Annotated in this window: 21 protein-coding genes; 10 read left to right on the top strand and 11 right to left on the bottom strand. The window is 71.8% G+C overall.

What is annotated here, in order from left to right:
* The first annotated feature begins 32 nt into the window (after positions 1–32).
* Complete coding sequence (locus ACP7BI_RS12085; protein WP_031224395.1) at positions 33–254, top strand: DUF7455 domain-containing protein; 222 nt, start codon at positions 33–35, stop codon at positions 252–254.
* A 77-nt stretch (positions 255–331) separates the two neighbouring features.
* Here the strand turns inward: ACP7BI_RS12085 and ACP7BI_RS12080 are convergent, their stop codons facing one another.
* From ACP7BI_RS12080 to ACP7BI_RS12055, 6 genes are all read right to left on the bottom strand, one after another.
* Complete coding sequence (locus tag ACP7BI_RS12080; protein WP_425846625.1) at positions 332–1,108, bottom strand: amino acid ABC transporter ATP-binding protein; 777 nt, start codon at positions 1,106–1,108, stop codon at positions 332–334.
* Complete coding sequence (locus tag ACP7BI_RS12075) at positions 1,098–1,754, bottom strand: amino acid ABC transporter permease (protein ID WP_211448960.1); 657 nt, start codon at positions 1,752–1,754, stop codon at positions 1,098–1,100. Before ACP7BI_RS12075 ends, ACP7BI_RS12080 begins: the two co-directional genes overlap by 11 nt.
* A 74-nt stretch (positions 1,755–1,828) precedes the next feature.
* Entirely contained in the window at positions 1,829–2,653 is an 825-nt protein-coding gene (locus ACP7BI_RS12070) for a transporter substrate-binding domain-containing protein (protein WP_425846622.1), read from the bottom strand.
* 113 nt (positions 2,654–2,766) lie between these two features.
* Positions 2,767–4,230 (bottom strand): RNA polymerase sigma factor, encoded by a 1,464-nt coding sequence (locus ACP7BI_RS12065; protein ID WP_425846619.1) that lies wholly within the window; start codon positions 4,228–4,230, stop codon positions 2,767–2,769.
* Positions 4,231–4,391: 161 nt separating this feature from the next.
* Positions 4,392–5,723: an MFS transporter gene (locus ACP7BI_RS12060; RefSeq protein WP_425846616.1), complete on the bottom strand. Its 1,332-nt coding sequence runs from the start codon at positions 5,721–5,723 to the stop codon at positions 4,392–4,394.
* Positions 5,720–6,640, bottom strand: coding sequence for a PAC2 family protein (locus ACP7BI_RS12055; protein ID WP_425846614.1), 921 nt, complete (start codon positions 6,638–6,640; stop codon positions 5,720–5,722). Before ACP7BI_RS12055 ends, ACP7BI_RS12060 begins: the two co-directional genes overlap by 4 nt.
* 45 nt (positions 6,641–6,685) lie before the next feature.
* Between ACP7BI_RS12055 and ACP7BI_RS12050 the strand changes: the two genes are divergently transcribed.
* The 3 genes from ACP7BI_RS12050 to sucB all read left to right on the top strand — a co-directional run bounded on the left by ACP7BI_RS12050 (position 6,686) and on the right by sucB (position 11,531).
* Complete coding sequence (locus ACP7BI_RS12050; protein ID WP_425846611.1) at positions 6,686–8,134, top strand: leucyl aminopeptidase; 1,449 nt, start codon at positions 6,686–6,688, stop codon at positions 8,132–8,134.
* A gap of 106 nt (positions 8,135–8,240) precedes the next feature.
* Complete coding sequence (gene lpdA, locus ACP7BI_RS12045; RefSeq protein ID WP_425846608.1) at positions 8,241–9,629, top strand: dihydrolipoyl dehydrogenase; 1,389 nt, start codon at positions 8,241–8,243, stop codon at positions 9,627–9,629.
* A gap of 24 nt (positions 9,630–9,653) precedes the next feature.
* Positions 9,654–11,531 (top strand): 2-oxoglutarate dehydrogenase, E2 component, dihydrolipoamide succinyltransferase, encoded by a 1,878-nt coding sequence (gene sucB, locus ACP7BI_RS12040; protein ID WP_425846606.1) that lies wholly within the window; start codon positions 9,654–9,656, stop codon positions 11,529–11,531.
* Here the strand turns inward: sucB and ACP7BI_RS12035 are convergent.
* Positions 11,528–12,805, bottom strand: a complete 1,278-nt coding sequence (locus ACP7BI_RS12035; RefSeq protein ID WP_425846604.1) for a hypothetical protein — start codon at positions 12,803–12,805, stop codon at positions 11,528–11,530. The genes sucB and ACP7BI_RS12035 overlap by 4 nt on opposite strands.
* Before the next feature lie 93 nt (positions 12,806–12,898).
* On the opposite strand from ACP7BI_RS12035, the gene ACP7BI_RS12030 reads away from it, so the two are divergent.
* Both ACP7BI_RS12030 and glnA read left to right on the top strand, forming a co-directional pair.
* The gene (locus ACP7BI_RS12030; RefSeq protein ID WP_211448942.1) at positions 12,899–13,588 is read left to right on the top strand and encodes a DUF4191 domain-containing protein; all 690 of its coding nucleotides are present in this window, start codon (positions 12,899–12,901) and stop codon (positions 13,586–13,588) included.
* Positions 13,589–13,688: 100 nt separating this feature from the next.
* On the top strand, positions 13,689–15,113 hold the full coding sequence (gene glnA, locus ACP7BI_RS12025) for a type I glutamate--ammonia ligase (RefSeq protein ID WP_211448940.1): 1,425 nt from the start codon (positions 13,689–13,691) through the stop codon (positions 15,111–15,113).
* Positions 15,114–15,194: 81 nt separating this feature from the next.
* On the opposite strand, the gene ACP7BI_RS12020 is transcribed toward glnA, so the two are convergent.
* The 3 genes from ACP7BI_RS12020 to ACP7BI_RS12010 form a co-directional block, all read right to left on the bottom strand.
* Positions 15,195–15,398 carry a zinc-ribbon domain-containing protein gene (locus tag ACP7BI_RS12020; RefSeq protein ID WP_425846601.1) on the bottom strand — a complete coding sequence of 68 codons (204 nt, stop codon included), beginning with the start codon at positions 15,396–15,398 and terminating at the stop codon, positions 15,195–15,197.
* A 176-nt stretch (positions 15,399–15,574) separates the two neighbouring features.
* Positions 15,575–18,517: a bifunctional [glutamine synthetase] adenylyltransferase/[glutamine synthetase]-adenylyl-L-tyrosine phosphorylase gene (locus tag ACP7BI_RS12015; RefSeq protein WP_425846598.1), complete on the bottom strand. Its 2,943-nt coding sequence runs from the start codon at positions 18,515–18,517 to the stop codon at positions 15,575–15,577.
* A gap of 3 nt (positions 18,518–18,520) precedes the next feature.
* A complete protein-coding gene (locus ACP7BI_RS12010) occupies positions 18,521–19,852 on the bottom strand; it encodes a glutamine synthetase family protein (protein ID WP_425846596.1) in 1,332 nt (443 codons plus the stop codon).
* A gap of 65 nt (positions 19,853–19,917) precedes the next feature.
* Between ACP7BI_RS12010 and panB the strand changes: the two genes are divergently transcribed.
* Both panB and ACP7BI_RS12000 read left to right on the top strand, forming a co-directional pair.
* Entirely contained in the window at positions 19,918–20,778 is an 861-nt protein-coding gene (gene panB / locus ACP7BI_RS12005; protein ID WP_425846593.1) for a 3-methyl-2-oxobutanoate hydroxymethyltransferase, read from the top strand.
* A gap of 18 nt (positions 20,779–20,796) precedes the next feature.
* Complete coding sequence (locus ACP7BI_RS12000; RefSeq protein WP_425846591.1) at positions 20,797–21,306, top strand: DUF1697 domain-containing protein; 510 nt, start codon at positions 20,797–20,799, stop codon at positions 21,304–21,306.
* A 15-nt stretch (positions 21,307–21,321) separates the two neighbouring features.
* Here ACP7BI_RS12000 and ACP7BI_RS11995 read toward each other — a convergent pair whose 3' ends face one another.
* Positions 21,322–21,513: an SPOR domain-containing protein gene (locus ACP7BI_RS11995; RefSeq protein WP_425846589.1), complete on the bottom strand. Its 192-nt coding sequence runs from the start codon at positions 21,511–21,513 to the stop codon at positions 21,322–21,324.
* A gap of 76 nt (positions 21,514–21,589) precedes the next feature.
* Between ACP7BI_RS11995 and map the strand changes: the two genes are divergently transcribed.
* Together map and ppgK are read left to right on the top strand one after the other, a co-directional pair.
* On the top strand, positions 21,590–22,459 hold the full coding sequence (map, locus tag ACP7BI_RS11990) for a type I methionyl aminopeptidase (protein WP_425846586.1): 870 nt from the start codon (positions 21,590–21,592) through the stop codon (positions 22,457–22,459).
* Positions 22,460–22,485: 26 nt separating this feature from the next.
* On the top strand, positions 22,486–23,241 hold the full coding sequence (ppgK, locus tag ACP7BI_RS11985; RefSeq protein WP_425846584.1) for a polyphosphate--glucose phosphotransferase: 756 nt from the start codon (positions 22,486–22,488) through the stop codon (positions 23,239–23,241).
* Position 23,242 lies beyond the last annotated feature (1 nt).

Here is a 23,242-nt window from a genome sequence, read left to right as displayed (position 1 = left end):
GATGGACACCAGACGTGATGAAGGAGGGCACCGTGAACGACACCCAGACCGCGACGCTCGAGACCGACGAGGCGAACGCGCCGCTCAGCGCGCTCGACCGCTGCGACAGCTGCGGCGCCCAGGCATACGTCCGCGCGACGATGGAGAGCGGCACGCTGCTCTTCTGCGCGCACCACGCGGCCAAGCACCGCGAGGCGCTGCAGCCGCTCGCCACCGTGTGGCACGACGAGACCGCGAAGCTCGCCGAGGTCTAGGCCCCGGCGACTTCGAGCGCGGTCCGTCCCCGATCCGGGGGCGGGCCGCTTCGCTGCCTCCCGTGGAGGGCGCTCGATCATGCGAAGGGGCCCTGCAGCCGCTGCAGGAAGCGCTTCGTGCGCTCGTGCCGCGGATCGCCGAACACCTGCTCGGGCGCGCCGCGCTCGACGACGACCCCCTCGTCGAAGAACGACACCTCGTCGGCGACCTCGCGCGCGAAGCGGAGCTCGTGCGTCACGACCGCCATCGTCCAGCCCTCGCCTGCGAGCTCGGTCATGACGGCGAGCACCTCGCCGACGAGCTCGGGATCGAGCGACGACGTCGGCTCGTCGAACAGCAGCATCGACGGCTGCAGCGCGAGCGCGCGCACGATGCCGACGCGCTGCTGCTGACCGCCCGAGAGCGACGACGGGTAGGCATCGGCCTTCTCCCGCAGGCCGACGCGCTCGAGGAGCGCGAGCGCATCCGCCGTCGCCTCCTCCCTCCCCCGCCCCTGCACCCGGATCGGGCCGACCGTGACGTTGCCGAGCACGGTGAGGTGCGGGAAGAGGTGGTGCTGCTGGAAGACCATGGCGGATGCGCGGTGCAGCGCCGCGCGCTCGCGTCGCCCGAGCGGGCGGGTGAAGTCGAGCTCGAGGTCGGCGATGCGCAGCGAGCCTCGATCGGGCGACTCGAGGCCGTTGAGCGAGCGCAGCACGGTCGTCTTGCCGGACCCGGATGGCCCGATGAGCGCGTGCACGGTGCCGGGCGCGATGTCGAGGTCGACGCCGCGCAGCACGTGGTTGTCGCCGAACGACTTGTGGAGGCCCCGTGCGGAGAGGAGGGGCGCGGAGGCGAGCGGTTCAGACGGCATAGCGATCCAGCTTCCGCTCGAGGCGATCCTGGCCGCCGGCGAGCACGAGGCAGATGACCCAGTACACCGCCGCCGCGACGAGGTAGATGGTGAGGAACTCGCCGCTCGGCGCCGCGATGCGCTGCGCGACGCGGAAGAGCTCGGTGACGAGGATGACCGACGCGAGCGACGTGTCCTTCACGAGCGAGATGAACGTGTTCGACAGCGGCGGCACCGAGACGCGCGCCGCTTGCGGCAGCACGATGCGGCCGAGCGCCTGGCCGCGCGACATGCCGATCATCGCCGCCGCCTCCCACTGACCGCGCGGGATCGAGAGGATCGCCGCGCGGATGATCTCGGCCGCGTAGCCGCCCACGTTGAGCGAGAGCGCGATGATGGCGCTCGGCCACGGGTCGAGCGTGATGCCGATCTGCGGCATGCCGTAGAAGATCACGAAGAGCTGCACGAGCATGGGCGTGCCGCGGATGATCGAGATGTAGGCGCGAGCGAGGCCCGAGAGCCACGCGATGCCGGAGATGCGCGCGAGCGCCATGCCGATCGCGATCACGAGGCCGAGCGAGAACGACGCGAGCGTGAGCGGGATCGTGCCGGTGATCGCGCCGAGCGCGATGGGCCCGATCGAGTCGAGCACGAGCTGCCAGTCCACGCGCGGAGCCTACGTCGCCGACCTGCGAGGCAGCGGCCCCGGCGATCGCCGGGGCCGCGCCGTGACGACCGGGGTCACGGCTGCGAGACGTCCTCGCCGAAGTAGGCCTGCGAGATCTCGGCGAGCGTGCCGTCGGCGGCGAGCGCGGCGAGCGCCTCGTCGATCGCGGCGAGCAGCGACTCGCTCCCCTGCCGCATCGCGACGGCGCTCTCGCTCACCTCATCGGTCTCGGCGACGGCCTCGAGGCCCGTCTCGCCGCCCTGCGAGCGCTCGTAGTCGAGGAACGTGAGGGAGTCGTTGATCGTCGCGTCGACGCGGCCGGAGCGCAGCAGCTCGGCGGCCTGCGCGAAGCCCTCGACCTCCTCGACCTCGGCGCCCGCGCCGCGGGCGATGTCCGCCCAGTTGCTCGTGAGCGACTGCGCGCTCACGCGGCCGGCGAGATCGTCGAGCGAGGCGATGTCGCTGCCCTCGGATACGACGAGCACGCCGGTCGAGTACGTGTAGGGCTCGCTGAAGAGGTAGCGCTCCTGGCGCTCGGGCGTGATCGAGACCTGGTTCGCGATGACGTCGATGCGGCCGGAGTCGAGGGCGGCGAAGATCGCGTCCCACTGGGTCTCGACGAACTCGACCTCGACGCCGAGCTGCTCGCCGACCGCGGTGATGACGTCGACGTCGTAGCCGGTGAGCTCTCCCGCCCCGCCCTCGTGGAACGAGAACGGCGAGTAGGTGCCCTCGGTGCCGACGACGAGCACGCCCGCCTCCTGCACCTGCTCGAGCGTCACGCCCGTCGACTCCGCGTCACCGCTCGCGTCGGGCTCTGCGCTGCTCGAGCAGCCGACGAGGGCGACGGATGCGGCGGTGAGGGCAGCGATTCCGGCGAGGGTGGTACGACGTGGCATGAGGTCTCCTTTGCGGGGGCAGAACTCCATCTTAGAGCCAGCGCCGCGCATCCCATCGCACGGAGGAAGGCGAAGGGCCGCCCCTGTCGGGACGGCCCCGGGTCACGCGTCGATCACTCGAGGTAGTCGCGCAGTTGCTGCGAGCGGGACGGGTGCCGCAGCTTCGCCATCGTCTTCGACTCGATCTGGCGGATGCGCTCGCGCGTCACGCCGAAGGTGTCGCCGATCTGGTCGAGCGTCTTCGGCATGCCGTCGCCGAGGCCGAAGCGCATGCGGATGACGCCCGCCTCGCGCTCCGAGAGCGAGTCGAGCAGCGACTCGAGCTGGCGCTGCAGCATCGTGAAGCCCACCGCGTCGGCCGGCACGACCGCCTCGGTGTCCTCGATGAGGTCGCCGAACTCGCTGTCGCCGTCCTCGCCGAGGGGCGTGTGCAGCGAGATGGGCTCGCGACCGTACTTCTGCACCTCGATGACCTTCTCGGGGGTCATGTCGAGCTCGCGAGCGAGCTCCTCGGGGCTCGGCTCACGACCGAGGTCCTGCAGCATCTGCCGCTGCACGCGGGCGAGCTTGTTGATGACCTCGACCATGTGGACGGGGATGCGGATCGTGCGGGCCTGGTCGGCCATCGCGCGGGTGATCGCCTGGCGGATCCACCACGTCGCGTAGGTCGAGAACTTGAAGCCCTTCGTGTAGTCGAACTTCTCGACCGCACGGATGAGGCCCAGGTTGCCCTCCTGGATGAGGTCGAGGAACTGCATCCCTCGGCCCGTGTAGCGCTTCGCGAGCGACACCACGAGGCGCAGGTTCGCGCCCAGCAGGTGGCTCTTCGCGCGCTGCCCGTCGCGCGCGATGCGCGTGAGGTCGCGCTTGAGCTGCCAGTCGAGGTCGTCGCCCTCGAGCGAGAGCTTCTCCTCGGCGAACAGGCCCGCCTCGATGCGCATCGCGAGGTCGACCTCCTGCTCGGCGTTGAGCAGCGCGACCTTGCCGATCTGCTTGAGGTAGTCCTTGACGGGGTCGGCCGTCGCGCCGGTGATCTGCGTGGCGGCGGGCTCGTCGTCGTCACCCGAGAGGCGCAGGGCGCCGGTCGGGAGCTTCTCGACGTGGACCTCCTCCTCGTCCTCCTCGGGTGCGGCCTCGGTCGTCTCCTCGGCCATCACCTCGGCGACCGGGTCGACCGCCTTGCGGCGACCGCCGCGCGCGGGCTTCGCCGGGCCGGTCGAGGAGTCGGCGGCCTTCTTCGCCGCGGCCGTCTTGGTGACGGTCGCCTTCGCGGCCGTCGTCTTGGCAGCCGTCGTCTTGGCAGCCGTCGTCTTGGCAGCGGCGGTCTTGGCCGGCGCCTTCGCCGCAGCGGTCTTCGCAGCGGTCGTCTTGGCGGCCGTCGTCTTCGCGGCAGGCGCCTTCGCCGCCGTCGTCTTCGCGGTCGTCGCCTGCGCCGCCGTCGGCTTCGCGGCCGTCGTCTTCGCGGCGGCGGCCTTGGCGGGGGCAGCCTTCGGCGCGGCGGTCGTGGCGCTCTGCTCAGCGTCGACAGCCGCCTTCGTCGTTCGGCTTCGCGGGCTCGTGGTCTTGTCAGCTGGCATGCGTCCTCCGGTCGGTCAAGCGTCCAGACTCGGTCCAGTCGCGCTGAGGGCAGTCGAATGACCCATGTCAAGTCCGGGCGCGGGCACGATCTCGACTGGGTCGGTCTTGACAGTATAGCGCCGGATGTGGCATGGGCATTCCCAAGTCGTCGATCGGGCGCTCAATCCGGGCGTCGGCGCATGCGCCTGGCGATGGCCGCCCACAGCGGACCCACCTCGATCCCCTCCTCCTCGCGCAGCCGCGAGCGAGTGATGCGACGCATCCGCACGACCATGAGGAAGCCGAGCGCGAGCAGCACGAACTGGAACGAGAGGGCGACACGGAAGCCCTCCCAGTCGTAGAGGCCGACGGCCTCGCCGCCCGCGACGCGCGCCGAGTGGACGAGGTCGAGGATGATGCCGACCGCCGGCATGGCGGCGAAGGTCGCGATGAAGCCGCCGACGTTGACGATGCCGTTCGCCGAGCCGAGCACCCGCAGCGGGTTCGATGTGCGGGCGAAGTCGAAGCCGACCGTCGAGCCGGGGCCGGCCGCACCCAGCACGATGAGCAGCAGCACGACGAGCCAGGTCGGCGGTTGCGTCGGCCACGCGAGCACGACGGCCCAGGCGGCGACGACGAGGGCGACGAGGGCGAGCACGAGCGTCGAGCGCCGCAGCGGGAAGCGCGCGGTCGTGATGCCGACGATCGGGCCGACGACCATGCCGGTCACGACGATGATGCTCATGAGGCCGGCTGCCTGGGCCTGCGAGTAGTCGAGCCCCTCGACGAGCATCGGGAATCCCCACAGGAGCAGGAAGAGGTTGGTGGAGCCCAGGAGCGAGAAGTGCGTCCAGAAGCCGAGCCGCGTGCCGGGCGTGCGGAAGGCGCTGCGGAGCCGCGGCAGCCATCCTTCGGGCACGTCGATCGAGCCGGTCGGCGGAACACCGCCCGGGGGCGCGTCGAAGACGATGAGGAGGACGAGCACGAAGGCGACGGCGCCGACGGCCGCGAGCGTGCCGAACGAGAGGGTCCAGCCGGCCGCCGAGAGCAGCCAGACGAACGGCACGGCGGAGAGCAGCTGCCCGACCTGGCCGCTGATGGCGGTGTACTGCGACATCTGCGCGAGGATCGGCCCCCGGAACCAGCCCGACTGCAGCCGGATGACCGAGATGAACGTCGCGGCGTCGCCGATGCCGACGAGCACGCGGCCGAGGATCGCGAGCGGCATGTCCTCGGCGATCGCGACGAGCAGCTGACCGCCGGCCATGACCGCCGCGCCGGAGGCGATGAGCACGCGCGGGCCGAGCCGGTCGAGCAGCACGCCGACCGGGATCTGCATCGCCGCGTAGACGCCCACCTGGACGGCGCCGAGCGTCGAGAGCTCCGTCGCGGCAACCTCGAATCGCTCGGAGGCCGCGGGACCGGCGACGCCGAGCGACGAGCGGTGCAGCACCGCCCCGATGTACGCCAGCGCCGCCACGCCCCAGACCAGCCAGGAGCGCGCGCTGTTCATCCGAAGGGATCCGAGCCCGGCTTCCGCCGCTCCTGCAGGTAGCGCTCGAGCTCCTCCGCGATCTCGTCGGCGCTCGGCAGCGAGCCGTCCTCGTCCGTGAGCGGCGACTTCACCGACGACTGCGCCATGAACGCGTCGTAGCGGGCCTCGAGGGTGCGCACGACGCGCTGCAGCTCCTCGTTCGTCTCCATCTGCTGCGCGACGAGCTGCTGGAACTCGCGATCGGCCTGCCGCAGCTCCTCGGTGCGGAACGCGAGCGAGGTCGCGCTCGTCACGCCCTCGAGCGCCGCGAGCGCAGGTCCAGCCGAGCCCGACTCACCGACGTAGTGCGGCACGAGCACGGTGAAGGACGCGACGGGCGAGTTCGGGTGCAGGCGGTGCTCGATGCGGTGGATGACGGAGGCCGGCACCGAGGAGACCGGCCGCCAGGCCGAGTACTGCTCGATGAGCTCTGCGCGATTGCCGGAGACGGTCGAGACGAGCGGCCGCGTGTGCGGCACCGGCATGCCGATCGAGCTGATGATCGTCGTCGAGGCGATCGCGAGCTCCTCGTGCAGCTCGAGCAGCGCATCCGTGAACCGCTCCCACATCCAGTCGGGCTCGGGCCCGGTGAGCAGCAGGAAGGGCGCGCCCGCGTCGTCCTCGACCTGCAGGAGCGTGAGCGAGTGCGGCAGGTACTCCTCGACGTGGTCCTCGTTGAAGAGCATGCGCGGCCGGCGCGAGCGGTGGTCGATGAGCACGTCGGTGTCGAACGCGACGACCGGGCGGTGCGGCAGCGTGTCGAGGATCGCGGCGGCGGCGGCCTCCGCCGCGGCGCCCGCGTCGACGAAGCCGTGGATCGCGATCACGAGGTCGAGGCCGCGCGGGACCGTCTCGAGGTCCTCGAGGTGCAGGGTCAGCGCGCGCGGATCGAACACCCTCTCAGCCTAGTGACCGTCGAGCCGCAGGTATCCTCGTGACCCATGCCCATCCCCGCACTCTCCATCATCGCCCGCCCCGAGGACGCGACCGCCGAGCTCATCGTGCACGGCGTGCACCCGGGGGAGGAGCCCACCGCCGAGGGCTTCGACCCGGAGCTCCTCCGCGGCATCGGCGCCACGGGCGAGCGCGAGCAGGTCGTGCGAGCGGTCGTCGACGGCCGCCGCGTCGCGTTCGTCGGGCTCGGCGACGACACCGGGTCGGTGCGCCTGCGGCAGATCGCCGGCGCCGCGGTGCGCGCGCTGCGCGACGTGCCGACGCTCGCGCTCGCGCTGCCGGTGCGGACGACCGACGACGTGCTCGCGGTGCTCGAGGGTGCGGCGCTCGGCGCCTACCGCTTCGACGGGCTCAAGCGCGAGCCCAAGCCCGGCGTCGTCGAGATCGCGGTCGTCGCGGGCGAGGCAGAGGTGACCGAGACCGTCGTCGCGATGGCGAAGGCCGCCTCGACCGCCGTCTGGCTCACGCGCGACCTCGCGAACACGCCGCCGAACCTGCTGAGTCCCGTGCACTTCGCCGACCGCGTCGCCGCCGAGGCGCAGCAGGCCGGCCTGAGCGTCGTCGTGCGCGACGAGGAGCGCCTCCGCCGCGAGGGCTTCGGCGGCATCGTCGGCGTCGGCCAGGGCTCGAGCCGCCCGCCGCGGCTCGTGACGGTCGAGCACGCGCCCGACAACGCGACGCGCCACGTCGTGCTCGTCGGCAAGGGCATCACGTTCGACTCGGGCGGCCTCTCGCTCAAGCCCGCCGGCTCGATGCAGCACATGAAGTACGACATGACGGGCGCCGCGACCGTCTACGCGGTGACCGCCGCCGCCGCCGCGCTGCAGCTGCCGATCCGCGTCACCGCGCACCTCGCGCTCGCCGAGAACATGGTCTCGTCGACGTCGACCCGGCCCGACGACGTCATCGTCATCCGCGGCGGCACGAGCGTCGAGGTCACGAACACCGACGCCGAGGGCCGGCTCGTGATGGCCGACGCGCTCGTGCTCGCCTCCGAGGCGCAGCCCGACGCGATCATCGACGTCGCGACCCTCACCGGCGCGCAGCAGGTCGCGCTCGGCGACCGCGTGAGCGGCGTGATGGGCAACGACGAGGCGTTCGTCGACGCCCTCGTGCGCGCCTCGCGCGAGGTGGGCGAGCTCGTCTGGCCCATGCCGATCCCCGAGGAGATGCGCTCGATGCTCGACTCGGAGGTCGCCGACCTCCAGAACGCCAAGGTCGGCAACCGCTCCGGCGGCATGCTCCTCGCGGCCGCCTTCCTCAACGAGTTCGTGGGCGAGCGCGACGGCTCCCCCATCCCGTGGGCGCACATCGACATCGCCGGTCCCTCGATGAACACCGGCAAGCCCTTCGGCCACACGCCGTCGGGCGCGACGGGCGTCGTCGTGCGCGGCGTGCTGCGCATGATCTCGAAGATGTCGCGCTCGGCGGAGTGACACCGGCTCACCGGCTGACACCGGCCGGTCAGGGCTGAGCGGCTAGGCTGGCTCGGGCAGGAACTGCCGTGCACCGCTGCGCCCACCGGCGCGGCACGAGAGACTCATGAGGAGCAAGTGCGTGTCCGATCAGAGCTTTGACATCGTCGTCCTGGGTGGAGGCAGTGCCGGCTACGCCGTCGCGCTGCGCGCCGTGCAGCTCGGCAAGACCGTCGCGATCGTCGAGAAGGACAAGCTCGGCGGCACGTGCCTCCACCGAGGCTGCGTGCCCACCAAGGCGATGCTGCACTCGGCCGAGGTGGCCGACGAGGTGCGCGACGCGGGTCACGCCGGCGTCGACGCCGAGCTCAAGGGCATCGACATCGAGCGGGTGACCGCGTTCCGCGAGGGCATCGTCTCGAAGAAGTACAAGGGCCTGCAGGGCCTCCTGAAGGCCAAGGGCATCGAGGTCGTCGAGGGCGAGGGCAAGCTCGCCTCCCCCACGACCGTGCAGGTCGGCGACCGCACCCTCACGGGCAAGAACATCGTGCTCGCGACCGGCTCGTACGCGAAGACGCTCCCGGGTCTCGAGATCACGGGCAACGTCATCACGAGCGAGCAGGCGCTCCGCCTCGACTGGATCCCGCAGCGCGTGGCGATCCTCGGCGGCGGCGTCATCGGCGTCGAGTTCGCGAGCGTCTGGCGCGCCTTCGGCGCCGAGGTCACGATCATCGAGGGCCTGCCCCACCTCGTCGCGAACGAGGAGGAGTCGGTCTCGAAGCAGTTCGAGCGCGCCTACAAGAAGCGCGGCATCCAGTTCAAGCTCGGCGCGCGCTTCTCGGGCGTCACGCAGGACGACTCGGGCGTGCACGTCTCGCTCGAGACCGGCGAGACGATCGACGCCGACCTGCTGCTCGTCGCCGTCGGGCGTGGCCCGAACACCGCCGGAGTCGGCTACGAGGAGGTCGGCGTGCAGCTCGACCGCGGCTTCGTGACCGTCGACGACCGCCTGCAGACCTCCGTCCCGGGCGTCTACGCCGTCGGCGACATCGTCCCGGGTCTGCAGCTCGCGCACCGCGGCTACCAGCAGGGCATCTTCGTCGCTGAGGAGATCGCCGGGCTCGAGCCGCGCATGGTGCAGGACATCAACATCCCCAAGGTCACCTACTCCGACCCCGAGGTCGCGTCGATCGGCTACTCCGAGGCGAAGGCCAAGGAGCAGTTCGGCGAGGACAGGATCGAGTCGTACGAGTACTCGCTCGGCGGCAACGCGAAGAGCGAGATCGTCGGCACGACGGGCTCGGTCAAGGCGGTGCGCGTCAAGGACGGCCCCGTCGTCGGCGTCCACATGATCGGCCGCCGCGTGAGCGAGCTCATCGGCGAGGCCCAGCTCATCGTGAACTGGGAGGCCTACCCCGAGGACGTCTCGCAGCTCGTGCACGCGCACCCGACGCAGCACGAGGCGCTCGGCGAGACCATGATGAAGCTCGCGGGCACCCCGCTCCACGCCATCTGATCGACAGCCACAGGAGATCCGAGAATGACTGACATCAAGCTCCCCGAGCTCGGCGAGAGCGTCACCGAGGGCACGATCACGCGCTGGCTGAAGGCCGTCGGCGACGAGATCGCCGTCGACGAGCCGCTCGTCGAGATCTCGACCGACAAGGTCGACACCGAGGTGCCGTCGCCGATCGCCGGCACGCTCACCGAGATCCTGGCCGACGAGGACGACACCGTCGAGGTCGGCGCCGTCATCGCGCGCGTCGGCGACGCGGGCGACGCGCCCGCCGAGCAGGCGCCGGAGACCGACGCCGAGACGGCGACCGAGGGCACCGACGCCGAGCCCGAGCAGGAGGCCGACGACGAGTCGGCCGCCGAGGCGCAGGAGTCGCCTTCGAAGCAGGCCGACGAGCAGCAGGAGTCGGCGCCAGCGCCGCAGGCCGACGCGCAGCAGTCGAGCGGCGGCACCGACATCAAGCTCCCAGAGCTCGGCGAGAGCGTCACCGAGGGCACGATCATCCGCTGGCTCAAGGCGGTCGGCGACGAGATCGAGGTCGACGAGCCGATCGTCGAGATCTCGACCGACAAGGTCGACACCGAGGTCCCCTCCCCCGTGGCCGGCACCATCTCGGAGCTGCTCGCGGCCGAGGACGACACGGTCGAGGTCGGCAGCGTCATCGCGCGCGTGGGCGGCTCGGCGAGCGCGCCCTCCCGCGGCGAGCCGACGACCGACGACGCAGCGACCGACGAGCCCGCGCCGTCGTCGGGCTCCGCCGAGGAGCAGGACGCGACGCCGGCCGAGCAGCCCGAGCCCGCGGAGCCCTCGACCGAGCAGCCCGAGCCCGCGAAGGCACCCGAGGCCGAGGCGCCGAAGCAGGAGGCCCCGAGGGCCGAGGCGCCGAAGCAGCCGGCACCGCCCGCGCCGTCGAAGCCCGCGCAGTCGGATTCCGCGGCGCAGGCACCCGCCGCTCCGTCGGCGTCGGCGTCGCCCGCGCAGCCCGCTGCGCAGTCCGCGTCGACCGGCGTCTACGTGACGCCGATCGTCCGCAAGCTCGCGAACGAGCGCGGCGTCGACCTCGGCTCGATCTCGGGCACGGGCGTCGGCGGCCGCATCCGCAAGGAGGACGTGCTCGCGGCAGCCGAGGCGAAGCCCGCCGAGGCCCCGCAGGCAGCGCCCGTGGCCGAGGCCGCACCGGCTCCCGTCGAGGTCTCGCCGCTGCGCGGCACGACCGCGAAGATGTCGCGCCTGCGCAAGGTCGTCGCGAAGCGCGCCGTCGAGTCGATGCAGGAGCTCGCCCAGCTCACGACCGTCGTCGAGGTCGACGTGACGAAGGTCGCGCAGCTGCGCGAGGCGAAGAAGGCCTCGTTCCAGCAGGAGACGGGCAACAAGCTCACCTTCCTGCCGTTCTTCACGCAAGCGGCGGTCGAGGCGCTCAAGGCGCACCCGCTCATCAACGCGACGGACGACGGCGAGACGATCACGTATCCCGAGACCGAGAACCTCGCGATGGCGGTCGACACCGAGCGCGGCCTGCTCACGCCGGTCATCCGCGACGCGTCGTCGAAGAGTATCCGCGAGCTGACCGCGGAGATCGCCGATCTCGCGCAGCGCACGCGCGACAACCAGCTCAAGCCCGACGAGCTGGCCGGCGGCACCTTCACGCTCACGAACACCGGCTCGCGCGGCGCGCTCTTCGACACCCCAGTGGTGTTCCAGCCGCAGCGCGCGATCCTCGGCGTCGGCACGGTCGTGAAGCGCCCGGTCGTCGTCTCGGTCGACGGCCAGGACTCGATCGCGATCCGCTCGATGGTGTTCCTCGCTCTGTCGTACGACCACCGGATCATCGACGGCGCCGACGCCGCCCGCTACCTCGCGGCGGTCAAGCAGCGCCTCGAGTCGGGTGCGTTCGAGGTCTAGTCAGACCACGCGTCCCGAAGGGTCCAGCCTGCCTCGGTGCTCATGACGAGCACCGAGGCAGGCTCGTCTCCGGACACCACCCGCAGCAGCCACGCGTCGCCGAGCTGCTGCTCGACCTCGAGCACCCCGTCGTCGGGCATCCGCCAGGGCGCGGGAGCGGAGAGCAGCGGGCTGTCGGGCTCGTGCAGCCCGACGAGGCACGCTGCGTCGCCCGCATCGAGGCACGCCTCGCGCTCGGCGAGCAGTGCGGCCGCGCCCGCGACCGGGTCGGCCGGCACACCGCCCGGCGGCGGCTGCGCGGCTGGCACCGCCGCGGGCGGCGCGGCAGCCACGTCGCTGAGGGTCGGCGTCGGCGATGGCTCCGCCGCCGCGTCCGCGACCGGCGGACCGCTGCCGCCGAGCAGCAGCGCCGCCACGACGAGCGCGACGGCGCCCCCACCGCCGACGGCCCAGTAGCGCGGGCGTACAGCGCGCGCCGAGTCGAGCAGCCGCGCGGCGACCGGCGCGCCCCGCGGGAGCCGCTCGAGCAGCAGCGCGACGCGCGCCCACACCGCCTCGAGCCCGCTCGCCCGCTCGCGCGGACGCATCCGCCACGGTGCCGGCTCGCCGCGCTCGACGGGCGGGTCGAGCGCGAGCGGCAGCGCGGGCCACGCGGCGATGAGGGCCGAGCTCGCGGCAGCGAGGTCGCGGCGCTCGACGGCCGCCTCGACCGACTGCGGCAGCGGCTGCCCGCTCGCGTCGGCGAGCAGCAGCGCGAGCTCGCGCCAGCCGAGCGCGTCGGCCGCGACGCCGTCGCTCGACTCCCGCCACGCCTCGGTCGGGCGGTCGGTCTCGAGGTGCGCGCCCTCGGCGGCGAGCAGCGGCGCGCCGTCGGCGTCGACGCGCACGTCGTGCGCCGTCACGCCGCCAGCAACGGCGCCGATCGCGTGGAGGGCGCCGAGCGCCGCCGCGATCGGCGCGAGCGCGGTGACGGCCTCCCCCGGCTCGGGCTCACCGCGCTCGAGCAGCCAGCCGGCGAGGTCGCACGGCTCGAGCTGCCGCACCACGACGACGCCGTCGTCGGTCGCGACGTCGACGACGGGCAGCAGGTGCTCGTGCTCCGCGAGCAGCAGCGCCTCGGCCTCGCGCGCGAGCGGCGCATCGCCGCCCGCGAGGGCACGGTGCACCTCGACGCCGCGCCCAGACGCATCCGCCACCCAGACCTCGCGATCGAACGACCGCCGCACCGCGCGCACGAGCGGGTAGCCGGCGATCGACGCTGCCTCGACATCCACGGCGCGACCATGCCACGGCGGCGGGAGGGAGCGAGCGGAATCCCCACCTCGCTGTGGAGAGCGGAGGCTCCGCACCCCGGTATCCTGGAGAGCATGGCGCGCGAGACCGAGAAGGAGCCCGGCAGGCTCAAGACGATGTGGTCCATCTTCCAGATGACCCGCAAGAACGACAAGGCGGCGCTGCCGCTGATGCTGCTGGCCTTCTTCGGGCCCATCATCGTCGTCGTCGTGCTCGCGATCGTGATGCGGCAGGACGTGCTGTGGTTCGTCCTCTGGGTGATCTCGGGCGTGCTCATCGGCCTGATGCTCATGATGATGACGCTCACGTGGCGCGCCGAGAAGATCGCGTTCTCGCAGATCGAGGGCCGCCCCGGCGCGGTGGGCGCCGTGCTGAAGAGCGGCCTGCGCGGCAACTGGTCGACGAGCGAGATGCCCGTCGCGGTCAACCCGCGCACGCAGGACGCCGTCTACCGCGCGGTCGGCAAGCCCGGCATCGTGCTGATCGCCGAGGGCCCGCGAGAGCGCGTCGCGCGGCTCGTGGGCGAGGAGCAGCGGAAGCTCAAGCGCATCGTGCCGAACGTGCCGGTCAACGTGCTCGAGATCGGGCCCGACTCGGCGCTCGAGCTGCGCAAGATGACGAAGTCGATGCGCCGGCTGAAGAAGGTGCTGAGCCGCGCCGAGGTGATGGCGGTCGCGAACCGGCTCACCTCGCTCGGGCAGACGAACCTGCCCATCCCGAAGGGCATCGATCCCCGCCGGGTGCGACCCGGCCGGCCGCGCTGACGTAACACCGCCGAAACATCGGCGTCACGGTCGGGCAACGGCTCCCGCGTAGCGTCGAGGTCAGGCACCAGCTCAACCGATCCGCCAAGTCAGGAGCACCATGTTCAAGGACCCGTCCGAGGCCCTCGCCTTCATCAAGGACGAGGAGGTGAAGTTCCTCGACATCCGCTTCACCGACCTGCCCGGGGTGCAGCAGCACTTCAACATCCCCGCGTCGACGGTGGACGAGGAGTTCTTCTCGGTCGGCCAGCTCTTCGACGGCTCCTCGATCCGCGGCTTCGCGACCATCAACGAGTCCGACATGCAGCTCATCCCCGACGTGTCGACCGCCTACCTCGACCCGTTCCGCGAGCACAAGACGCTCGTGATGATCTTCGACATCTACAACCCGCGCACGGGCGAGATCTACCACCGCGACCCGCGCCAGGTCGCGCACAAGGCCGAGCAGTACCTCGCCTCCACCGGCATCGCCGACACCGCGTTCTTCGCGCCCGAGGCGGAGTTCTACATCTTTGACGACGTGCGCTACTCCGTCACGGCGAACCAGTCGTTCCACTCCGTCGACTCGGAGGAGGGCGCCTGGAACAGCGGTCGCGTCGAGGAGGGCGGCAACCTCGGCTACAAGACGCCCTTCAAGGGCGGCTACTTCCCCGTCTCCCCCGTCGACAAGCAGGCCGACCTGCGCGACGACATCTGCCTCAAGCTCGAGGCGATCGGCCTGCAGGTCGAGCGCAGCCACCACGAGGTCGGCACCGGCGGCCAGGCCGAGATCAACTACCGCTTCAACACGATGGTCAAGGCGGCAGACGAGATCCTCGCCTTCAAGTACATCGTGAAGAACACGGCGCTCGAGTGGGGCAAGACGGCGACGTTCATGCCGAAGCCGCTCTTCGGCGACAACGGCTCGGGCATGCACACGCACCAGTCGCTGTGGCTCGAGGGCAAGCCGCTCTTCTTCGACGAGAACGGCTACGGCAACCTCTCAGACACGGCTCGCTGGTACATCGGCGGCCTGCTCGCGCACGCGCCGGCGGTGCTCGCGTTCACGAACCCGTCGATCAACTCCTACCGCCGCCTCGTGAAGGGCTTCGAGGCGCCGGTCAACCTCGTCTACTCGGCGGGCAACCGCTCGGCCGCGATCCGCATCCCGATCACGGGCTCGAACCCGAAGGCGAAGCGCATCGAGTTCCGCGCGCCCGACGCGGCGTCGAACCCGTACCTCGCGTTCGCGGCGCAGATGATGGCGGGCCTCGACGGCATCCGCAACCGCATCGAGCCGATGGACCCGATCGACAAGGACCTCTACGAGCTGCCGCCCGAGGAGGCCAAGGGCATCCCGCAGGTGCCGGGCACGCTCGAGGAGGCGCTCGTCGCGCTCGAGAACGACCACGAGTTCCTGCTCGAGGGCAACGTCTTCACGAAGGACCTCATCGACACGTGGATCTCGCTCAAGCGCGAGACCGAGATCCTGCCGATGGCGCTCCGCCCCCACCCGTACGAGTTCGAGCTCTACTACGGCGTCTGACGCTCCCTGCGCGAGAGCCGGTCACCTGCGGGTGGCCGGCTCTCGGCGTTCACGGCCGGATGCGTTCGGTCGCGGATGCGTTCAGGCCGAGACCGCGTAGCCGCAGATCGGGCACGCCTCGAACTCGCGCTTGCCCCAGCGCGCGATCGGGATGAAGAAGAGCGTGAAGCGCTTCGACTCGCGGATGCGGCGCCACACTGCGGTGTTGCTGCAGTTGACGCACGTGCGGGTGAGGCCCTGGCCGAGCTCCTCCTGCTTGGGGCCGAAGCCGAAGATGAAGAACATCGCGCCAGCGTACGGAGGAAGCCTGCGAGCCTCCCTTGGCGGCCACGTCGATCGAGTAGCGCTCGGTGCACCCGCGCCCGCATCGGGATCGTGGCGCGCGGCGTCTCGATACGCGGCCTGCGGCCGCTGCTCGACGAGCGGACGGGGCGGCCGCTGCTCGACGAGCGGCGCGACCGTCAGGCGTCGTAGAAGAGGCGGTCGAAGACGCGACGCGAGCGCCGGGTGACCGCGAGGTAGTGCTCCTCGAGCGCGAGCGCCGAGCGCGCGGGCATGCCGATGAGGCGCGCGACGGCCTCGAGCTCGGTGCGCTCGTTCGGCAGCACGTCGATCGTGCGCGCGCGCGCGAGCGCGAGCCCGTTGCGGAGCCGGGTCGCGAGCGTCCACGCCTCGCGCAGGATCTCGGCGTCGCGATCGCTGATGAGGTCGGCGCGCGCGGCAGCGGCGAGGGCCTCGAGCGTCGACGGCGTGCGCAGGCTCGGCTCGTGTCCCGCGTGCTGCAGCTGCAGCAGCTGTACGAGCCACTCGACATCGCTCAGCGCGCCGTCGCCCAGCTTGAGGTGGCGACGCCGGTCGGCGTTCTTCGGCAGCCGCTCCGACTCGACGCGCGCCTTGATGCGCCGCACCTCGCGCGCCGCCGAGGCGGGCAGCTCCGCCGGGTAGCGGCGCTCGTCGATGATCGCCATGAGCTCCGCCGCGAGCTCTGCGTCGCCCGCGAACGGCCGCGCACGCAGGAGCGCCTGCGCCTCCCACGGCTCCGACCAGCGCTCGTAGTAGGCGCGGTAGCTGTCGATCGTGCGGACGATCGGCCCTTGCCGTCCCTCGGGCCGGAGCGCCGCATCCAGCTCGAACGGCAGCGACGGGTCGGCGAGCGTCTCCTGCACCTTGCGGATGACGGTCGTCGCGACCGCGATCGGGTCGCCCTCGCCGGCCGCGACGTGCATGACGTCGATGTCGCTGCCGAAGCCGATCTCGCGACCGCCGGTGCGACCGAGCGTGATGGTCGCGAGCCGCAGCCCCTCGGGCGTGTGGAGCGCGAGCGCGGCCTCGACGAGGGCCGCCGCGATCGCGGTGAGCGCGACGCCGACGGCCGACTCGTCGATGCGCTGCAGCGCGCTCGCCATCGCGACTCGCAAGTGCTCGCGGCGGCGGAGCGCCCGCAGTGCGTTCCGCACCGCATCCGGGTCGCCGCGGTGGCGACCGAGCACGGCGCTCGCTTCCTCGTGGAGCGACTCCTCCGAGCGCGGCCGCAGCTGCTCGTCGCCGTCGAGCCACGACGCGGCCTCGGGGATGCGCTCCATGAGCGAGCCGATGAGGCGCGACGACGAGAGCAGCTTCGTGAGCCGGCGCGCGGCGACGGGCGAGTCGCGCAGCATGCGCAGGAACCACGGGCTCTCGCCGAGCGCCTCGCTCAGGCGCCGGAACGCGAGCAGCCCCATGTCGGGGTCGACGCCCTCGGCGAACCAGCCGAGCAGCACCGGCAGCAGCAGCCGCTGGATCTGCGCGCGGCGCGTCACCCCGCCGGTGAGCTCGGCGATGTGCCCGAGGGCGCCGCGCGCGTCGGCGTAGCCGGCGGCCTCGAGCCGCTTCGCGGCGTGCTCGGGCGTGAGCCGCACGTCGTCGTGGCCGAGCGACGCGACGGCGCCGAGCAGCGGCCGGTAGAAGAGCCGCTCGTGGAGCGAGCGCACGGCGCGCCGCACCGCTTGCCAGCGCTCGGTGAGCGTCGCGGCATCCGGCAGACCCGCCGAGCGCGCGAGCCGCCGCAGCTCGTCGGGCTCGACCGGCATGAGGTGCGTGCGACGCATGCGCCAGAACTGGATGCGGTGCTCGAGCACGCGCAGGAACCGGTAGTGATCGCTGAACTCGTCGCGGTCGGCACGGCCGATGATGCCGAGCTCGGCGAGGGCGTCGAGCGCCTCGAGCGTGCTGCGCTGCCGCACCGATTCGTCGTCGGCGCCGTGCACGAGCTGCAGCAGCTGCACCGTGAACTCGATGTCGCGCAGGCCCCCGGGCCCGAGCTTGAGCTGCCGCGCCACCTCGTCGGCCGGGATGTGCTCGCTCACCCGTTCGCGCATCCGCTGCACCGACTCGACGAAGCCCTCGCGGCTCGACGACTCCCACACCTTCGAGCGCACGGCCGCTTCGTAGGCGGCGCCGAGCTCGGCGTCGCCGGCGACCGCGCGGGCCTTGAGCAGCGCCTGGAACTCCCACGACTTCGCCCACCGGTCGTAGTACGCGACGTGCGAGGCGAGCGTGCGCGTGAGCGCGCCGTCCTTGCCCTCGGGGCGCAGGTTCGCGTCGACCTCCCACAGCGGGGGCGCCTTCCGGAACTGCGCGCACGCGGCGGTCGTCTCGCGCGCGAGCAGCGTCGCGATCTGCGTCGCCCTCGGATCCTCGACGCCCTCGGCCTCGTGCACCCAGATGACGTCGACGTCGCTGAGGTAGTTGAGCTCGCGCGCGCCGGTCTTCCCCATCGCGATCACCGCGAGCCGCACGCGGTCGGCGTCGTCGCCGTACCGCTCCCGAGCGGCGGCGCGGGCGATCGCGAGGCCCGCTTCGAGCGCGGCGGCGGCGAGGTCGGCGAGCGCCGCCGAGACGACGTCGACCGAGGCGGTCGGGTCGTCGAGCCCGAGGTCCCACGCGACGAGCTCGGTGAGGTGGCGCCGATAGCGTCCACGCATCGCGGCGATCGCTTCGTCCCTGGGCTTTCGGGCGACCGGGGCGACTTCGGCTGATGCGGCGGATGCCTCGACCGACTCGAGCAGGCTGTCGACGTAGCGCTCGGCGGGCGCGGGCGGCATCGGCCGGGCGGCGACGTCGAGGTCCTCGGCGTGCCGCTCGAGGTGCTCGGCGATGCCCATCGAGCCGCCGAGCACGCGCAGGAGCGATTCACGCGAGCCCGCGTCGGCGAGCGCCTCGTCGAGCGAGACGCCGGCGCGCTCGAGCCGCACGGCCGACTCGAGCGCCGTGTCGGGGTCGGCGGCGCGCGCCGCGGCCTCGACGAGGGCCGTCCTGCCCGTGCCCCGCCACGCATCCGGGAGCTCCTCGAGGCACGCCGCGGCACGGCTCGGCTCGCGGAACCCGAGCTGCGCCAGCCGAGCGCGCGGCGACGGGATGCGCATGCGCTAGAGCGAGAGGAGGTTCGACTCGAGCTCGACGCGCGTCACCTGGGCGCGGTATCGCTGCCAGTCCTCGCGCTTGTTGCGCAGGAAGTACTCGAAGACCTGCTCGCCGAGCGTCTCGGCGACGAGCTCCGACTCCTCCATGTGCTGCAGCGCCCGGTCGAGGCTCGCCGGCAGCGGCGTGAAGCCGAGCGCGCGGCGCTCGCGGTCGGAGAGCGCCCAGACGTCGTCCGTCGCCTCCTCGGGCAGCTCGTAGCCCTCCTCGATGCCCTTGAGCCCCGCGGCGAGCAGCACCGAGAAGGCGAGGTAGGGGTTGGCGGCCGAGTCGAGCCCGCGGTACTCGACGCGCGCCGACGTCGCCTTGTTGGGCTTCGAGAGCGGCACGCGCACGAGCGCGGAGCGGTTGTTGTGACCCCACGAGACGTAGCTCGGCGCCTCGTCGCCCGACCACATGCGCTTGTAGGAGTTGACGAACTGGTTCGTCACCGCCGTGAACTCCGGCGCGTGGTGGAGGAGGCCCGCGACGAACTGCCGCCCGACCTTCGAGAGCTGGTACTGGCCGGAGGGGTCGTGGAAGGCGTTCCGCTCCCCCTCGAACAGCGACATGTGGGTGTGCATGCCGCTGCCGGGCTGCCCCTCGAAGGGCTTCGGCATGAAGGTCGCGTAGACGCCCTCCTGGATCGCGACCTCCTTCACGACCGTGCGGAACGTCATGATGTTGTCGGCGGTCGAGAGCGCATCGGCGTAGCGCAGGTCGATCTCGTTCTGGCCCGGGCCAGCCTCGTGGTGGCTGAACTCGACCGAGATGCCGATGTCCTCGAGCATGCGCACGCTCGCGCGGCGGAAGTCGTGCGCCGTGCCGCCGGGCACATTGTCGAAGTAGCCGGCGCGGTCGACGGGCTCGGGGTTGTGGACGTCGGCCGACTTGAGCAGGTAGAACTCGCACTCGGGATGCGTGTAGAAGCTGAACCCGAGGTCGGCGGCCTTCGCGAGCGTGCGCTTGAGCACGTGCCGCGGATCGGCGGCCGCGGGCTGCCCGTCGGGGGTGGCGATGTCGCAGAACATGCGCGCGGTCGGGTCGATCTCGCCGCGCCACGGCAGCACCTGGAACGTCGACGGATCGGCCTTCGCGATGACGTCGGCCTCCGAGGAGCGCGAGAGCCCCTCGATCGACGAGCCATCGATGCCGAGCCCCTCGGTGAAGGCGCCCTCGACCTCGGCAGGCGCGATCGCCACCGACTTGAGCGTGCCGAGCACATCCGTGAACCACAGCCGCACGAACTTGACGCCGCGCTCCTCGATCGTCCGGAGCACGAAGTCCCGCTGCTTGTCCATCCGAGTCCCTCCTGAAGGCCTGCCCTCAGGCTAGTGGGCGCGCGCCTGTCGATAGGCTCGGGCGCATGGCATTCAGCGACAGCGCGCAGGAGCCCGCAGCGCCCTACGGCGGCGGAGCATCGAGCCCCAAGCGCGTGAGGATCCGCCACTTCCAGCAGGCGAAGCGCGACGGGGTGAAGATCGTCGGGCTCACGAGCTACGACTACCTCTCGGCCGGCATCTTCGACCGCGCGGGCATCGACTTCCTCCTCGTGGGCGACTCGGCGGGCAACACCGTCTTCGGCTACGACACGACGCTGCCGGTGACGGTCGACGAGCTCATCCCGCTCACGCGCGCGGTCGCGCGCGGCGCGAAGCGGGCGCTCGTCGTCGCCGACCTGCCGTTCGGCTCCTACGAGACGAATCCGCGCGAGGCCGTGCACACCGCCATCCGCTTCATGAAGGAGACCGGCGCGCACGCCGTCAAGCTCGAGGGCGGCGAGCGCTCGGCCGAGCAGATCCGCCACATCGTCGAGGCGGGCATCCCGGTGATGGCGCACGTCGGCTTCACGCCGCAGGCCGAGCACGGGCTCGGCGGCCACGTCATCCAGGGCCGCGGCGCGGAGGGCGCCGAGAAGCTGCTGCGCGACGCGCAGGCCGTCGAGGCAGCCGGCGCGTTCGCGGTCGTGCTCGAGATGGTGCCCTCGGAGTCGGCGCGCGCGGTGACCGAGGCGCTCACGATCCCGACGATCTCGGTCGGTGCGGGCCCGCACTGCGACGGGCAGCTGCTCGTCTGGACCGATTGGGCGGGCTTCACGACCGGGCGCATCCCCCGCTTCGTCAAGCAGTACGCGCAGATCGGCCAGGACCTCGAGGATGCCGCGAACGCGTTCCGCGAGGACGTCTCCTCCGGCGCCTACCCGGCGCCGGAGCACGAGTACGAGTAGCCCGGGGAGCACGATCCCATGCGCATCGCGCTGCTCCTCCGCGGCGTGAACGTCGGCGGCGTCACCGTGCGGTCGGCCGACCTGGAGGCGCTGCTCGAGGATGCGGGGCTCGACGACGTCGTGACCGTGCTGGCGAGCGGCAACGCGGTGGTGACGGCGGCGGATGCGTCGGGCGCGGCGAAGGCGGCGGAGGTCGCGCTCGAGGCGCGGTACGGCAGGCGCATCCGCGTGCTCGGCGTCGCGATCGACGACCTCGAGCGCATCATCGCCGACTACCCGCACGGCGAGGACGACGACCACACGCCCTACGTCGTGTTCGAGCTCGAGCCGGGGATCGCGGGGGAGCTCGCCGCGCTCGAGCCGGGCGAGGGCGAGGCGATCGCCGCGGGCGACGCGGTCGTCCACTGGTCGAACCCGAAGGGCACGACCCTCTCGAGCCCGTTCGGCAAGGCGCTCGAGCGGCAGGCGAAGGATCGCGTCACGACCCGCAACCTGCGCACGCTGCGCCGCATCGTCGCGGTCGCTTGACGCTGCGCGGCCCGGTCAGCGGGAGGAGCTGCCCCAGTCGTCCTCTGCGGCCTCCTCGGCCGCCCACTTCCGCGAGCGCTCCTCGATGATCTCGGGGGCGCGTGCCGCCTCCTCGCGAGTGGCGAAGGGGCCTGCGCGGTCGTAGCCCGGAGAGACCATGCCCTCCTCGACCACGCCGGTCTCCAGGTTGTACCAGTACTCGGTCATGCGCGCCTCCTCGGGATCCGCCGCGGGTCGGTCTGCCGCGGCCGTCTGCCTAGGCCGTCTGCCTAGGATGGAGCCTATGCCGAAGGACGTGAGAGGTCACCTGATCCCCGGTCGCATCTCTCCCTTGAGGCCCGTGGACGCATCCATCGCCCGCCCCGAGTACGTCGGCAAGCCGCGCCCCGCGAAGCACGTCGGCGGCGACGTCTACGACGAGGCGACGATCGACCGCATCCGGGCGGCGGGCACGATCGCCGCCGACGCGATCGCCGCCGTCGGCGCGGCGGTGCGCCCCGGCGTCACGACCGACGAGCTGGACCGCATCGGCCACGACTTCGTCACGAGCCACGGCGCCTACCCGTCGACGCTCGGCTACCGCGGCTTCTCGAAGTCGGTGTGCTCGAGCGTCAACGAGGTCGTCTGCCACGGCATCCCCGACGACACGGTGCTCGAGGCCGGCGACATCGTCAACATCGACATCACGGCGTTCAAGGACGGCGTGCACGGCGACTCGAACCGCACCTTCATCGTCGGCCAGGCGAGCGACGAGGTGACGCAGCTCGTCGAGCGCACCGAGGAGGCGCTGCGGCGCGCGATCAAGGTCGCGATGCCCGGCCGCCGCGTCAACGTCATCGGCCGCACGATCGAGCAGTACGCCAAGCGCTTCGGCTACGGCGTCGTGCGCGACTTCACCGGCCACGGCGTCGGCACGTCGTTCCACTCGGGGCTCATCATCCCCCACTACGACACCGAGCAGTACGACACCGAGATGATGCCCGGCATGGTCTTCACGATCGAGCCGATGCTCACGCTCGGCACGCACGAGTGGGACGGCTGGGACGACGGCTGGACGATCGTCACGCGCGACCGATCCATCACCGCGCAGTTCGAGCACACGATCGTCGTGCGCGAGGGCGGTGCCGAGATCCTGACCCTGCCGTCGGCCTGATCCGATCCATGGCAGGATCGGCAAGCGTGACCAGCTCCAGCGATCAGGCAGTCGGCGTCGACATCGGCGGCACGGGTGTGAAGGCGGCGCTCGTCGACGTGCGGACGGGCTCCCTGCTGAGCGATCGCGTGAAGGTCCCGACGCCCGCGGGCGGCGAGCCGGACGCGATCCGCGACGCGGTCGTGAGCCTCGTCGAGCTGCTCGAGATCGACGACGAGACCCCCATCGGCGTCACCTTCCCCGCGATCGTGCGGCACGGTCGCACGATGAGCGCCGCGAACGTCTCGAAGTCGTGGATCGGGCTCGAGGCCGAGCAGCTCTTCGAACGGGCTCTCGGCCGCGACATCCACTTCGTCAACGACGCGGACGCCGCGGGCTTCGCCGAGGATCACTACGGGGCGGCGAAGGATGCGTCGGGTCTCGTCATCCTGACGACGCTCGGCACCGGCATCGGCGGCGCCCTCATCTACAACGGGGTGCTCGTCCCGAACGCCGAGCTGGGCCACCTCGAGCTCGACGGCGTCGGCGCCGAGACGCGTGCCTCGAACAGGGTGCGCGAGCGCGAGGACCTCAGCTGGGAGGAGTGGGCCGAGCGGCTGCAGCGCTTCTACAGCCACCTCGAGTTCATCTTCTCCCCCGACCTGTTCGTCGTCGGCGGCGGGGTGTCGAAGTCGTCGGAGAAGTTCCTGCCGCTGCTGCAGCTGGCCACGCCGATCGTGCCCGCGAAGCTGCGCAACAACGCGGGCATCATCGGCGCGGCGGCCCTCGCGCGCGGAGTGTGAG

The organism is Agrococcus sp. TSP3-2-1 (assembly GCF_049897585.1).
Lineage (GTDB): Bacteria > Actinomycetota > Actinomycetes > Actinomycetales > Microbacteriaceae > Agrococcus.
This window is presented reverse-complemented; position numbering and strand designations above follow the sequence as displayed.